14 protein-coding genes and 1 tRNA gene are annotated in these 13,632 nt (G+C 63.9%); 10 read left to right on the top strand and 5 right to left on the bottom strand.

The window, feature by feature from the left end; all coding sequences use genetic code 11:
- Positions 1-2 precede the first annotated feature (2 nt).
- Positions 3-323 (bottom strand): hypothetical protein, encoded by a 321-nt coding sequence (locus ACUXVA_RS22255; protein WP_445488151.1) that lies wholly within the window; start codon positions 321-323, stop codon positions 3-5.
- Positions 324-468: 145 nt separating this feature from the next.
- On the opposite strand from ACUXVA_RS22255, the gene ACUXVA_RS22250 reads away from it, so the two are divergent.
- From ACUXVA_RS22250 to ACUXVA_RS22225, 6 genes are all read left to right on the top strand, one after another.
- The gene (locus ACUXVA_RS22250; protein WP_265078346.1) at positions 469-696 is read left to right on the top strand and encodes a hypothetical protein; all 228 of its coding nucleotides are present in this window, start codon (positions 469-471) and stop codon (positions 694-696) included.
- A 263-nt stretch (positions 697-959) separates the two neighbouring features.
- Positions 960-1,721, top strand: coding sequence for an SIR2 family NAD-dependent protein deacylase (locus tag ACUXVA_RS22245; protein ID WP_445493333.1), 762 nt, complete (start codon positions 960-962; stop codon positions 1,719-1,721).
- A 194-nt stretch (positions 1,722-1,915) separates the two neighbouring features.
- Positions 1,916-2,581 (top strand): cold-shock protein, encoded by a 666-nt coding sequence (locus ACUXVA_RS22240; RefSeq protein ID WP_445488149.1) that lies wholly within the window; start codon positions 1,916-1,918, stop codon positions 2,579-2,581.
- A 113-nt stretch (positions 2,582-2,694) separates the two neighbouring features.
- Positions 2,695-3,183, top strand: a complete 489-nt coding sequence (locus ACUXVA_RS22235) for a DUF192 domain-containing protein (protein WP_413776358.1) — start codon at positions 2,695-2,697, stop codon at positions 3,181-3,183.
- A gap of 48 nt (positions 3,184-3,231) precedes the next feature.
- A tRNA-Pro gene (locus ACUXVA_RS22230) sits at positions 3,232-3,308 on the top strand.
- Positions 3,309-3,447: 139 nt separating this feature from the next.
- Positions 3,448-3,972 carry a hypothetical protein gene (locus tag ACUXVA_RS22225; protein WP_265078349.1) on the top strand — a complete coding sequence of 175 codons (525 nt, stop codon included), beginning with the start codon at positions 3,448-3,450 and terminating at the stop codon, positions 3,970-3,972.
- Between the two features lie 79 nt (positions 3,973-4,051).
- Here ACUXVA_RS22225 and ACUXVA_RS22220 read toward each other — a convergent pair whose 3' ends face one another.
- Positions 4,052-5,257, bottom strand: a complete 1,206-nt coding sequence (locus ACUXVA_RS22220; protein ID WP_445488146.1) for an OpgC domain-containing protein — start codon at positions 5,255-5,257, stop codon at positions 4,052-4,054.
- A gap of 211 nt (positions 5,258-5,468) precedes the next feature.
- On the opposite strand from ACUXVA_RS22220, the gene ACUXVA_RS22215 reads away from it, so the two are divergent.
- The 4 genes from ACUXVA_RS22215 to ACUXVA_RS22200 all read left to right on the top strand — a co-directional run bounded on the left by ACUXVA_RS22215 (position 5,469) and on the right by ACUXVA_RS22200 (position 10,456).
- Positions 5,469-5,774 carry an ETC complex I subunit gene (locus ACUXVA_RS22215; RefSeq protein WP_265078351.1) on the top strand — a complete coding sequence of 102 codons (306 nt, stop codon included), beginning with the start codon at positions 5,469-5,471 and terminating at the stop codon, positions 5,772-5,774.
- Between the two features lie 163 nt (positions 5,775-5,937).
- Complete coding sequence (locus ACUXVA_RS22210; protein ID WP_445488144.1) at positions 5,938-7,542, top strand: carboxyl transferase domain-containing protein; 1,605 nt, start codon at positions 5,938-5,940, stop codon at positions 7,540-7,542.
- Between the two features lie 2 nt (positions 7,543-7,544).
- On the top strand, positions 7,545-9,560 hold the full coding sequence (locus tag ACUXVA_RS22205; protein ID WP_445488142.1) for an acetyl/propionyl/methylcrotonyl-CoA carboxylase subunit alpha: 2,016 nt from the start codon (positions 7,545-7,547) through the stop codon (positions 9,558-9,560).
- Positions 9,557-10,456 (top strand): hydroxymethylglutaryl-CoA lyase, encoded by a 900-nt coding sequence (locus ACUXVA_RS22200; RefSeq protein WP_445488140.1) that lies wholly within the window; start codon positions 9,557-9,559, stop codon positions 10,454-10,456. Before ACUXVA_RS22205 ends, ACUXVA_RS22200 begins: the two co-directional genes overlap by 4 nt.
- A 150-nt stretch (positions 10,457-10,606) precedes the next feature.
- On the opposite strand, the gene ACUXVA_RS22195 is transcribed toward ACUXVA_RS22200, so the two are convergent.
- The 3 genes from ACUXVA_RS22195 to dctP are packed head-to-tail and all read right to left on the bottom strand — an operon-like array spanning position 10,607 to position 13,550.
- Positions 10,607-11,965, bottom strand: coding sequence for a TRAP transporter large permease (locus tag ACUXVA_RS22195; protein ID WP_265078354.1), 1,359 nt, complete (start codon positions 11,963-11,965; stop codon positions 10,607-10,609).
- Positions 11,962-12,531, bottom strand: coding sequence for a TRAP transporter small permease (locus tag ACUXVA_RS22190; protein WP_445493332.1), 570 nt, complete (start codon positions 12,529-12,531; stop codon positions 11,962-11,964). The genes ACUXVA_RS22195 and ACUXVA_RS22190 overlap by 4 nt, the downstream gene beginning before the upstream one ends.
- On the bottom strand, positions 12,528-13,550 hold the full coding sequence (gene dctP / locus ACUXVA_RS22185) for a TRAP transporter substrate-binding protein DctP (RefSeq protein ID WP_445488138.1): 1,023 nt from the start codon (positions 13,548-13,550) through the stop codon (positions 12,528-12,530). The genes ACUXVA_RS22190 and dctP overlap by 4 nt, the downstream gene beginning before the upstream one ends.
- Between the last annotated feature and the right edge of the window lie 82 nt (positions 13,551-13,632).

Raw genomic sequence — 13,632 nt, 5'->3', positions numbered from 1 at the left:
ACCTACAAGCCGCGAGGCTTGACGTCGTCTCCCAGCACGGTGCGGATCTGTGACTGGACGCTGGCGTAATAGCTTTCGCGTTCCTTGATCAGCCGGTGCTGATGCGCCTTGAATGCAGCGACGCGTCGCATGATCTCATCACGCTCGGAGACCGGCGTGGGCAGCCGCGGTGACGGAGGCAGGGGCTGGGCTTGATGCGGAGGGACCGGGGGAGGAGCGGCGTGCGGCGCTGCCGGGCGAAACGGGGTCGCTGCAGCGACACCCTGCACAAAGGCCAGTGTTTGCGCCACCAGCCGGTCGCGCTCTTCCATCCACGACGTCATGATGTTTTCCTCACCCAGCTGATTTCAACCAATGCGCGTGTCGACGTCAATTGAATTGCGCGGAACTGGACGCAGTGGATAAGCAGGGCAGGCGGCTTGCGACGCATTGGCGTTGAAGATAGCCCGGAGCAAACGGGAGACTGGCATGGCAAAAATCGATCTGGACGCGCTGAGTATCGAGGAACTTGCTGCACTGCGTGATCAGGCAACCGACAAGCTCGCCGAGAAAGTCGCTGCGCGACAGGCCGAACTTGAAGCCGAGCTGGAAAAGCTGTCGCAGTACGGCAAGTCGGTCAAGAAATCCCAGGCCACGCCAGTGGCGAAGCCGAAGAAAGACGAGCCGCCGAAGGATAGCGTCGACAGGGCAGCCTGATACCGGCAGCCCCAGCGTATCGGCAGCAGCCAGACGCAGTTTTGCGTTCTCTGTCTCGTTTCACTCTGTTGTGATCGGTTCTGTTTGGCGGATCGGAACCTGACGGGTGCCGCGCGGGCAGACATTCGATCATCGTCCTGGACGACATAAGCCGGTCCCGCAGGTCATCCTTGCAGTCATCGACGGAACGTCACACGTGGTCCGATGGATGGCAGCGATCGGGACGAACCTCCTCGTGGCTCCCGCAACACTTCGGATGTCCCATGATTGCGTCAGATCTTCGCAGCGGGGTGGAGCAGCTGGGCGACATGATCGCCGCCGCGACGATGATCGTTCCGTTCACCGGCGCCGGCATCTCCACCGAATCCGGCATTCCTGATTTTCGCTCGCCCGGCGGATTGTGGACTCGCAACCGGCCCATTCCCTTTGACGAATTCGTCGCGAGCCAGGATGCCCGCGACGAGGCATGGCGGCGGCGCTTCGCCATGGACGCAACGTTTGCCGCAGCGCGCCCCAGCCGCGGACACCGCGCGCTGGCGGCGTTGTACAAGGCCGGGAAGATCCCCGCGATCATCACGCAGAACATCGACAACCTCCATCAGCTGTCCGGCTTCGCGCCGGACGATGTGATCGAATTGCACGGCAATACAACCTACGCCCGCTGTATCGGCTGCGGACTGGCCTACGACCTCGGTTGGGTCAAGGAGCGCTTCGATGGGGAGGGGAGGGCGCCAGATTGCACAGTGTGCGACGAACCGGTGAAGACGGCTACCATCTCGTTCGGTCAGTCGATGCCCGAGGACGCGATGCGGCGCGCCGTCGAACTCGCCCGGCAGTGCGATCTGTTTCTCGCCATCGGTTCATCGTTGGTGGTGTGGCCCGCCGCCGGTTTTCCACAGCCGGCAAAAAATTCCGGCGCCCGCCTGGTGATCGTCAACAACGAGCGCACCGATCAGGACGATCACGCCGATCTCGTGATCCGCTACGATATCGGTGAGACGCTGGGGCCGTTCGTCGGTAACTGATGCGCACTTGATTCGCTGCCGCGCAAGGCTGTTCATAGCTCTTTCTGTGTTCGTTTTTTGTCTTTGCGCTGCTTCCGACAGTGTTATCTTTGAATCGCGAGATTCGCGTTGCGTCATCATGAATTGTCATCGGTGGGCACGTAGGGTGGTGCTGTCATTGCTCGGACAGCCCGCAGAGTTTGGGATCCGGGGTCATGGGGTCGGACGGATTTGATTCGAAGAGGCTGGGCGCGTTACCGCCGGGTGCTGCCGGGCCATCGCGGTCGGTAGCAGCAGATTTTTCCGGCCATTCCGATCACGACGCGATGGACCCGTTTGCGGGTCTCGGCGAAGGCGCGGCGGCCAATCTCGTCGAAATCAGCGGCGTCATCAAATGGTTCGATGCTTCCAAGGGTTATGGCTTCATCGTGCCCGACAATGGGGCTGCGGACGTGCTGCTGCACGTCACCGTCCTGCGGCGCGATGGCTACCAGGCCGCCTATGAAGGCGCGCGTCTGGTCGTTGAATGCGTGCAGCGTGCCAAGGGCTACCAGGCGTTCCGAATCGTCTCGATGGATGAGTCCACCGCGATCCATCCGGCGCAGATGCTGCCGCCGCGGACCCACGTCAACGTCACCCCGACCAGCGGTCTGGAGCGGGCCCAGGTAAAGTGGTTCAACCGGCTGCGTGGCTTCGGCTTCCTGACCTGCGGGGAGGGGACGCCGGATATCTTCGTGCACATGGAAACCCTGCGCCGCTTCGGCATGACCGAGCTGCGGCCCGGCCAGTATGTGCTCGTTCGTTTCGGGCCCGGCTCGAAGGGCATGATGGCCGCCGAGATCCAGCCGGAAGCCGGTACACCCGGTCTGTCCTCGCACTGATCCGATCGCGTCGTCGGAGCTGCGGGCCCGCACGGCAGACGTCTGGTATTTGCCATGATCGTCGGGTTAGTGTTGCCCGCGGGCGCATCTGCCCAATGTGTGGATCGATGTTCATGAGCTTTGTTGTTGCTGGCCGCGGTCGGAGTCTGATGCGCGCGTCATTGGTGCTGGCCGCAGTGCTGGCATTTGTCGGCTTCACGGCCGTTCCCGTTCGTGCTGCGGAGCTTGAGCCGCTGGAGATCGTCACCAAGTCGGGCGTGCAGGTGTTCTCGGTCGAACTGGCGAAGACTGAGAAGGAGCGCGAAACCGGCCTCATGTACCGCAAGGAACTCGCCGACGGGCGCGGCATGCTGTTCGATTTCACGCCCGAGCAGCAGGTTTCCATGTGGATGAAGAACACCTTCATCCCGCTGGACATGATCTTCATCCGCGCCGACGGCCGCATCCTCCGGATCGCCGAGAATACCGAGCCGCAATCCACCAAGATCATCTCCTCCGGCGGTCTCGCCAAGGGCGTTCTGGAAGTGATCGCCGGTACTGCCAAAAAGTATGGCATCGCGCCGGGCGACAGGGTCGCTCATCCGCTGTTCAAGGGATCATAGGTCCGACAGCCTTGCTGCTCCCCCCGAAGCGTGTATCGACACGGCACCCGGGGTATAGCGCAGCCTGGTAGCGCGGCAGTTTTGGGTACTGCAGGTCCAAGGTTCGAATCCTTGTGCCCCGACCAATCATTTCAGTGGCTTAACCGGCATTCGCTCTCCTGGCGCATCCGCCGCCCAAGAGCGACCCGGCAGAATCTCGCCGTCCGGGGTAGCCTGCCGGCCCGCCCTGTGGAACGATGCCAGCGGTTCTGGCTTTGATGTTCCATGATCGAACAATCGCACTTTACCAAAACGGCGCATTCTGTTCGCGGCCTGGGCATTCCTGCCCAGCGCGGCATTGTCGCTGCGGCTGCGGCGCTGCTGATCGTCGGCGGCGCGGTTGTCTGGCGGATCGGCGCCAGCAGCACGCCAACACCCAGCCTGCCCGCGAAGGTCGCTGCGACAGCACGAAACCCCGCCATCGACGAACTGGTCGGCACCACCAAGGCGCTCGATGCCTCCCAGCAGCAGGTGGTCGACCAGTTGCAGATCGTCCAGGACCTGCTGGCCGCGCAGAGGGTGGAGACCAAGCGGACAGCCGACAAGGTCGCGGCGCTCAGCGACAAGCTGGAAGCGCTGCGGCAATCCTTTGCCAGCGTGCAACAGCCGGCTGTGGATGAGGCGGAGGCAGCGCCGCCAAGCAAGCAGGTCGCGCAGGCGAGCCGGTCGCGGGCCAAGGCAAACCGCGCCGCCCCGGCGCGCAAGTTCACGAAGAGCAAGCGGCACCGCACCGCCTCGACGCGCCGCTGAGCTGCGGCCCCAGGCACTTCTATAAGCCTGTATTTAGTCCGCGCGCCTCCCTGATCGATGCGCGTCGTCCGTTACCTTGTCAGGATTGCCCGGTCGTCACCGAGGATGACGACGCCGCAGATACGGCGTTTGACGTGGCCGGCGGCGTGGCGGCAGCGGGCTTGGGCAGCGGCTTGTCCTGCTTCTTCGACCACGAGATGTAATAGGCCACCAGGGTCATCAGCGCGATGCCGGACGCGCTGACGAAGATCTGCGCCGCCAGCGAACCCGAACTCATCATCAGTTCGAAATGGCCGACAAAGGACAGGAACACGCCGACGCAGAACACCGCCAGCGATTGCTGGCCGCATTTGACCAGCGGCTGGAACACCCGCCATTCCAGCCCGCGCCAGTCCTTCGGCACGAAGCGCGTGACGAAGAACGCGATGATCACGAAATGCAGCACGCGATAGGGCGCGAGGTTGGTCTTGTCGTTGGGGTTGAAGGCGTCGAACAGCCAGTCCGGCATCATGTGGCCGTAGTCCGGGAAGCGGCCGGCCATGGTCATGATCAGCGAAAAGATCAGATAGGCGATGCCGAAATACAGCAGCACCTTCGATTTGATCACCGAGCGCGATTCGACCGCGCCGCCGAGCGCGAACCACGCGCCGAACACGAACAGCAGCTGCCAGGTGTAGGGATTGAAATACCAAGTGCCGGACGGATAGGCCGGCAGATTCCAGCCGAACTGGCGGGCCGCGAAATACAGCGCCAGCGAGGCCAGCATGGTCAGGTCGGGCTTGCGCAGCATCATCCACAGCACCGGCGGGAAGAACCCCATCAGCACGATGTAAAGCGGCAGCACGTCGAGGTTGAGCGGCTTGAACTTCAGGAGCAGGCCCTGCGTCAGGGTCTGGATCGGATTGTCGACGAGGCCGGCGACGTTGAATTCGTTGATGATGTCCGGATCGTTGTAGCGCTGCGCCACGTAGCCGATGGCGGCGATATAGATCACGAACAGGATGACGTGGGCCACATAGAGCTGCCAGACCCGCTTGGTGAGTCGGGTCGCGCCGACGATGAAGCCGCGCTCCAGCATCATCTTGGCATAGACGAACGAGGCGGTGTAGCCGGAGATGAACACGAACAGGTCGGCGGCGTCGGAGAAGCCGTAATTCCGGGTGGTGACCCAGTTGACGACGTTGTCGGGGATGTGATCGAGGAAAATCGCCCAGTTGGCGATACCCCGGAAGAAATCGAGCCGCAGGTCGCGTCCTTTAGGGGGGAGAATGGCGTGAATTTCCATGGGAGCCGTTCGTGCTGCCGGTTTGCAGGGCCAACGATATAGACGGAGCCGTGCCGCGATTGTCACGCCGCCGCGAAAAGAATATACCAAATCACGAAACGAAACCGCCCGGCGACGGAATCACGCATCAAATTCGTGACAATTGACTATACTAAACCCGTCGTTTCCACCAATTTGGCGCAATGTCGCACGCAACAGGCCGCATCATTCCATGACCGCACGCATCTTCAAGCCCGCCAAGAACGCGATGCAATCGGGGACCGCCAAGACCAAGGAATGGCAGCTCGATTACGAGCCTGAGCAGGCGCGGGTGATCGAGCCGTTGATGGGCTGGACCAGTTCCGGCGACATGAAGCAGCAACTGACCCTGCACTTCCACACCAGGGAAGACGCCGTTGCCTATTGCGAGCGCGAGGGCATCGCCTACCAGGTGATCGAGCCCAAGTCGCCGGCCCCCCGTCAGATCGCTTATTCGGACAATTTTGCCTTCAAGCGCACCGAACCCTGGACGCACTGACGTCCGGGCGCGACCGCGGATGGGCCATGCGGTCCTCTGCCACCGTGCCCACCTGGACCGAAAGTTAGGGTTGCGCGGGCATGCCGCGCAATGACACCATGACCCTCAGCCGGTCACGGGCTGCCCCATAAGAAAAAACGAAATCTCCAGGAAACGGAAGCTGATGTCGCTTCGCTCGACTATCGATCCCACCTCGTCCGATTTCAAGCGCAACGTCGAAGCCATGCAGGCGCAGGTCGCCGAGCTCAAGTCCAGGCTGGACGCGGTCGCCGCGGGCGGCGGCGAGGTCTCGCGCAAGAGGCATACGTCGCGCGGCAAGATGCTGGCGCGCGAGCGCGTCGACCTGCTGATCGATCCCGGCACCGCGTTTCTCGAATTGTCGCCGCTGGCCGCCAACGGCCTTTACGGCGGCGACGTCCATTCCGCCAGCATCGTCACCGGCGTCGGCCGGGTGGCCGGCCGTGAATGCATGATCGTCGCCAATGACGCGACCATCAAGGGCGGCACCTATTACCCGATGACGGTGAAGAAGCATCTACGCGCGCAGGACATTGCGCGGCAGAACAACCTGCCATGCATCTACATGGTGGATTCCGGCGGCGCCTTCCTGCCGCAGCAGGACGAGATCTTTCCCGACGAGCGCCACTTCGGACGCATCTTCTACAACCAGGCGCAGATGTCGGCGCTAGGCATTCCGCAGATCGCCATCGTGATGGGCTCGTGCACCGCCGGCGGCGCCTATGTGCCGGCCATGTCGGACGAGAGCATCATCGTGCGCAACCAGGGCACCATCTTCCTCGGTGGCCCGCCGCTGGTGAAGGCCGCTACGGGGGAGGTAGTGACCGCCGAGGAACTCGGCGGCGCCGATGTCCACGCGCGGCAATCGGGGGTCACCGACCACCTGGCGCAGAACGACGGCCACGCCATCGGCATCGCCCGCAAGATCGTCGGCACGTTGAAGCCGGCGCAGCGCGCGTCGCTGAATATGCGCGAGCCGCGGGAGCCGCTGTTCCCGAGCCAGGAGCTTTACGGCGTCATTCCCGCCGACGCGCGAAAGCCGTTCGACATGCACGACATCATTGCGCGCATCGTCGACGGCTCGGAATTCGATGAGTTCAAGAAGCTTTACGGCACCACGCTGATCACAGGCTTCGCGCATATCTGGGGTTTTCCGGTCGGCATCATCGCCAACAACGGCATCCTGTTCAGCGAGTCCTCGCTGAAGGGCGCGCATTTCATCGAGCTGTGCTGCCAGCGCAATATCCCATTGGTGTTCCTGCAGAACATCACCGGCTTCATGGTCGGCAAGAAATATGAGGCCGGCGGCATCGCCCGCGACGGCGCCAAGCTGGTGACGGCGGTCGCCACCGCCAATGTCCCGAAGTTCACGATCGTGGTCGGCGGCTCCTACGGCGCCGGCAATTACGGCATGTGCGGCCGGGCTTACAGCCCGCGGTTCCTGTGGATGTGGCCGAATGCCCGTATCTCGGTGATGGGCGGCGAGCAGGCGGCCATGGTGCTGAGCAGCCTGCGCCGCGACAACATCGAGGCCAAGGGCGGCCAATGGTCGGCGGAGGAGGAAGAGGCCTTTCGCAAGCCGACCCGCGATCAGTTCGAAAGCCAGGGCAGCCCGTATTATGCCACCGCGCGATTGTGGGACGACGGCGTGATCGATCCCGCCGACACCAGGCTGGTGCTCGGTCTCGGCCTTTCGGCGTCGGCCAATGCGCCGATCGAGCCGACCCGCTTCGGCCTGTTCAGGATGTGATGATGGCCACCACTGCTCTCTACCAACGCTTTCGCACGCTGCTCGTTGCCAATCGCGGCGAGATCGCCTGCCGCGTCATCCGCACCGCGCGGGCCATGGGCCTGCGCACCGTCGCGGTCTATTCCGAGGCGGATCGCGATGCGCTGCACGTTGCCATGGCCGACGAGGCCGTGCTGATCGGTCCGGCGCGCGCCCGCGACTCCTATCTCAACATCGCCAATGTCATCGACGCCGCCCGCAGGAGCGACGCCGAAGCGATTCACCCCGGCTACGGCTTTCTGTCGGAGAGCGCTGAATTTGCGCAGGCCTGCGCCGATGCGGGTCTTGTCTTCGTCGGCCCGACCGCCGCCATGATCACCGCGATGGGCTCCAAGTCCGGCTCCAAGGAACTGATGGAGAAGGCCGGCGTGCCACTGGTGCCGGGCTTCCATGGCGAGGCGCAGGACGAGGCGACGCTGGCGGCGGAAGCCAACAAGATCGGCTTCCCGGTGCTGGTAAAGGCCTCCGCCGGCGGCGGCGGGCGCGGCATGCGGGTGGTGCGCAGCGCTGGGGAATTGGCTGCCGCCATCGTCAGCGCCAAGCGTGAGGCCAAGGCGGCGTTCGGCGACGACCGTATGCTAATCGAGAAGTATGTCGACAATCCCCGCCACATCGAGGTGCAGATCGTCGGCGATAGCCAGGGCAATTTGGTCTCGCTGTTCGAACGCGAATGCACCCTGCAGCGCCGCCATCAGAAGGTGATCGAGGAAGCGCCATCACCGACGCTGAACGCCGCGCAGCGCGAGGAAGTCTGCGCCGCCGCGCGCAAGGCGGCGGGGGCGGTGAACTATGTCGGCGCCGGCACCATCGAATTCGTCTCCGACGGCAAGGATGTGTTCTTCATCGAGATGAACACGCGGCTGCAGGTCGAGCATCCCGTCACCGAACTGATCACCGGCATCGACCTCGTCGAATGGCAGCCGCGCGTCGCATTCGGCGAAAAGCTGCCGCTGACGCAGGACCAGATCAAGCTGAACGGCCACGCCGTCGAGGCGCGGGTCTATGCGGAAAACCCGCACAAGAACTTCATGCCGTCGGTCGGCCGGATCAAGACCTGGCGGACGCCGGAGGAAAGCAACGGATTGCGCATCGATGCCGGCTATCGCGCGGGCGATCATGTGTCGCCGAACTACGATGCCATGCTGGCCAAGGTGATCGCCTGGGCACCGACCCGCGAGGCGGCGATCGCCCGGCTCAACCGCGGGCTCGAAGACACCGACATCCGCGGCATCGTCACCAACATCCCGTTCCTGTCGGCGCTGGTGACGCATCCTGGGGTGATTGCCAACGAGATCGACACAGGCTTCATCGAGCGTGAGCTGCAGGCACTGACTCCGGCTGCGGCCGCACCGGGCGATCTCGAACTGTGCGCTGCCGTTGCCGCCATCCTGGCGAACGAAGCGGAGACATCTGCCAGCGATCGCGCGTCGCCATGGCAGACCGCGGGCTGGATGCCGGTCGGCCGGCGCAAGCGCGTGTTCGCGTTCCGCCATGCTCTGGAGCCGAGCCCGAAGGTCATCCTCAGCTACGGCAGCGGACCGTCGACGATGACCATCGGGGACCGCGAATTCGCCTTTGCCACCGCGCCGCGCGGCGAGGGCAGGTTCGATCTGTCGCTGGACGGCGCCCGATCCGATGTGACGGCCGTCATCGAAGGCCACGAACTCTATCTACGCACTCGTAACGGCCGTTTCGATCTGCACCTGATCGATCCGTTCGGCGGCGACGACGAGGAGCAGGTCGGCGACGACCGCATCGTGGCGCCGCTGCCGGGCACCGTGGTGGCCTTGCTGGCCGAGGAGGGGGCGATGCTGGAGCGCGGCGCCGCGATCCTGACGCTGGAGGTGATGAAGATGGAGCAGACGCTGCGCGCGCCATTCGCCGGCGTGCTGAAGAGCATCAAGTGCAAGGTCGGCGATATCGTGCAGGAAGGCGTCGAGCTCGCCGAGATCGAGCCAACGGAGCCGAAGCCGGTATGAGCGATCAGGTCCGCATCGTCGAGGTCGGTCCGCGAGACGGCCTGCAGAACGAGAAGACGCCGGTCTCGGTCGAAGACCGCATCGCGTTTACAAAGGCGCTGTTCGCCGCCGGGCTGCACACCATCGAAGTCGGCTCGTTCGTGTCGCCCAAGGCGATCCCGAAGATGCAGGGCTCGGATCAGGTGTTTCGTGGCGTGCGCGATCTGCCCGGGGAATTCCATGTGCTGGTGCCCAACGAGAAGGGCTATGAGGCGGCCAAAGAGGTTGGCGCAAAGGTCATTGCGGTGTTTGCCTCGGCGTCGGAAGGTTTTTCCCGCGCCAATATCAATTGCTCGGTGGCGGAGTCGATCGAGCGCTTCAAGCCGGTGATCGCCCGTGCCCAGGCCGACGGCATTCGCGTGCGCGGCTACGTTTCATGCGTGCTCGGCTGTCCCTATGACGGCGAGGTCGACGTGCAGGCAGTGGTGGATGTCACCACGACCCTGTGGGACCTCGGCTGCTACGAGGTCTCACTCGGCGACACCATCGGCGTCGGCACCCCGACCAAGGCGCGCGCGCTGCTGCGGGCCTGCGCCGAGGCGGTGCCGATGAAAAATCTCGCAATGCACTTCCACGACACTTACGGCCAGGCCTTGGCGAACATCTATGCCGGGCTGGAGGAGGGCGCCCGCGTCATCGACAGCGCTGCCGGCGGCCTCGGCGGCTGCCCCTATGCGCCCGGCGCCACCGGCAATGTCGGCACCGAGGACGTGGTCTACATGCTCGAAGGCATGGGGATTAAGACCGGCGTAGATATGGATAGGTTGCTGGTAGCGACCAACGCGATCAGTGCGCTGATCGGCCGGCCCCCGGTGAGCCGGGTGGCGTCCGCGCTGAATGCGAAGGCAGCAAAGTAATCGGAACTGGCACAGCGTCATCCTGAGGTGCTCGCCGTCTTCGGCGAGCCTCGAAGGATGAATGTTCATCGACGGTGCTTCCTCCGTCGTCCTTCGAGACGCGCGCAAGCGCGCTCCTCAGGATGACGGCTTCCAATTCGATGGTGACCTCTATCGTCCCCCGTCCGGCCCCATCACCAGGTCCGGCAGGAAGGTCGAGATCTGCGGCACGAAACACAATAGGACCACGGCGGCCATCATCAGCAGAACGAAGGGCAGCGTGCCCCAGATCACTTCCATCAGCGGGATGTCGGGCGCCACATTGCGGATGACGAAGATGTTCAGCCCGACCGGAGGATGGATCAGGCCCATCTCCATGACGATGGTCATGACGATGCCGAACCAGATGATATCAAAACCGGCGGCGCGCAGCGGCGGCAGCACGATCGGAGCGGTCATCAGGATGATCGATACCGGCGGCAGGAAGAAGCCGAGGATCACCACCATTACCAGGATCGCGGCCAGCAGCTCCCAGCGCGGCAGGTGCATGGCGACGATGGATTCCGCCACCGACTGCGAGATGTGCAGGTAGCTCATAACGTAGGAGTATAGCAGCGACATGCCGATGATCATCATCAGCATGGTCGACTCGCGGATCGTCGATTTCAGGATCGGCGCAAGGTCAGTGGGCCGCCACACGCCGTAGATCGCCGCGATCAGCGCCAGCGCCAGCAACCCGCCGAGACCTGCGGTTTCCGACGGCGTCGAATAGCCGCCATACAGCGCGATCATCACACCGGTGAGCAGGATGATGAACGGCAGCACCCGTGGCAGCGCGCTGAAGCGCTCGGCCATGGTGAATTCGTCGCGCTGCAGGATCGCGGATTCGACACCGGTCGCCTCATACGCCACCTTCGCCGTGGCGTATTCCTTGCGGAAGCGGATCACCGCATAGACGCCGAACAAAGTGACCAGCAGCAGGCCCGGGCCGATGCCGGCGAGAAACAGCCGTCCCAGCGATTTCTCGGCAGCCACGGCAAACAGGATCATGGTGATGGAGGGCGGCAGCAGGATGCCCAGCGTGCCGCCGGCAGCGATGATGCCGGCCGCGAAACCGCCGGAATAGCCGCGCTTGCGCATCTCGGGAATGCCGGCGGAGCCGATCGCCGAGCAGGTGGCGGGCGACGAACCGGCCATGGCCGCGAACAGCGCGCAGGCGAACACGTTGGCGACGCCGAGGCCGCCGGGCACCCGATGCAGCCAGGCATGCAGCGCCGAATACAGATCCTGTCCGGCGCGGGATTTTCCGATCGCCGCGCCCTTGAGAATGAACAGCGGGATCGACAGCAGCGTGATCGAGGCCATCTCCTCGTAGACGTTCTGCGTCACCGTATCGAGCGAGGCCGACGGCATGTAGATCGCCATGAACACCACGGCGACGGAGCCCAGCGCGAAGGCGATCGGCATGCCCGAAAACATCGCCACCAGTGTCGCCACGCCGTAGCTGATACCAATTCCAAGAACAGTCACGGGCGGGCCTTGTCGGATGAGGGCTTGCGGGTCAGCGGGATCAGGATCTGCAGAAAGATCTGCGCGCACAGCAAGGTCATGCCGGCGGCCATCAGGGCGTAGGGGATCGCCAGCGGCGGCGACCACATGGAATTGGACACCTGGCCATCGACCCAAGCTTCGTGGGTCAGCGTCCACGACTTCCAGGCGAAGAACGCACAGAAGGCGAAGCTGGCGACATCCACCAGCCACAGCCGGACGCGATTGACCATCGGCGACAGCAGCCCGACAAAGGCCTCGATGCCGATATGCCCGCGCTGCCCTTGGACATAGGCGGCGGTCAGGAAGGTGGCGCCGACCAGCAGGAACACCGCGGCTTCGTCCTGCCAGTAAGTGGCGCTGTGAAAGAGGCTGCGGGTGGCGACGCTGTAGCTGAGGATGACGCAGGCGGCGATCAGGGCGATCGCCGCAAGCACCACGATGACATTGTTACAGAACGCCAGAGCGCGCTCGAGAGCCGCCACGAGCGGATTGCCCGTGACGGGGAAGGGCGGATCGAAGTGATCCGGAAGGGGACCATGCATCAGGCGGCAACGTCGGTAGCAAGCTTCAGCAGGTTGGCAGCCAGCGGGGTCTTGGCGCTGTAGTCCTTCCACGCAGTGTCGCGGGCGATGTCGCGCCATTTGGCGACGATGCCGGCGTCGAGCATGCTGACCTTGGCGCCAGCCTTCTCGTACACTTTTGCCACTTCGACATCGTCAGCCTGGGCGCCTTGCTTGCCAAACGCTTCCAGCTCGGCGCCGACGCTCAGGATGATGTCCTGGTGCTTCTTCGGCTGCTTGTCGAAGATGGCCTTCGACATCATCAGCGGCTCCAGCATGAACCAGTAGGAAGCGTTGGCGCCCGAGGTCAGGTGTTTGGCCACCTCTTCCAGCCGGAACGAAATCAGGCTGGTGGAGGAGGTGATGCCGGCGTCGCAGGCCCCGGTCTGCATGGCCGCGTAGATTTCATTGGATGGCACTGACAGCACGGCGGCGCCGGCGGTCTGCAGCACCATGTCCATTTCGCGCGAACCGCCGCGCACCTTGAGGCCCTTGGCATCTTCCGGAGCGAGCAGGGGCCGGGTCCGGCTGGCGACGCCGCCGGCCTGCCAGACCCAGGTGATCAGCATGATGCCCTTGTCGGCCAGGAAGTCCGTCAGCGCCTTGCCGACCGGCTGGTCCTTCCAGCGCAAGCCCTGGTCATAGGTGGAGACGAGGCCCGGCATCAGGCCGATATTGGTCTCCGGCAATTCGCCGCCGGCATAGGGCATCGGATACAGGCTGAGATCGAGCGCGCCTTTGCGCATGGCGGAAAACTGCGCGTTGGTCTTGATCAACGACGAATTCGGGTAGACCTCGCCGACTAGGTCGCCGCCGCTGCGCTTGGCGATTTCCTCGGCAAACTTGCGGGTCAGGCGGTCACGGAAGTCGCCCTTGTCGATGGTGCCGCCGGGGAACTGGTGCGAGATCTTCAGCGTCGTGGCGGCATGGGCTGTGCCGGTGCCGAGGCGCAAGATGGCGGGGGCGGCGAGGGCCGAGGCGAGGATGTGGCGGCGGGTCAGCATGGGTTCACTCCCTGGTGCGTTTCTTGATTGTCCGTGGCGCGGGCGTTGGATCACCTTAGCCGCATTCGCGGTGCTGTGCTCT

This window comes from Rhodopseudomonas sp. RCAM05734, assembly GCF_052658035.1.
This window is presented reverse-complemented; position numbering and strand designations above follow the sequence as displayed.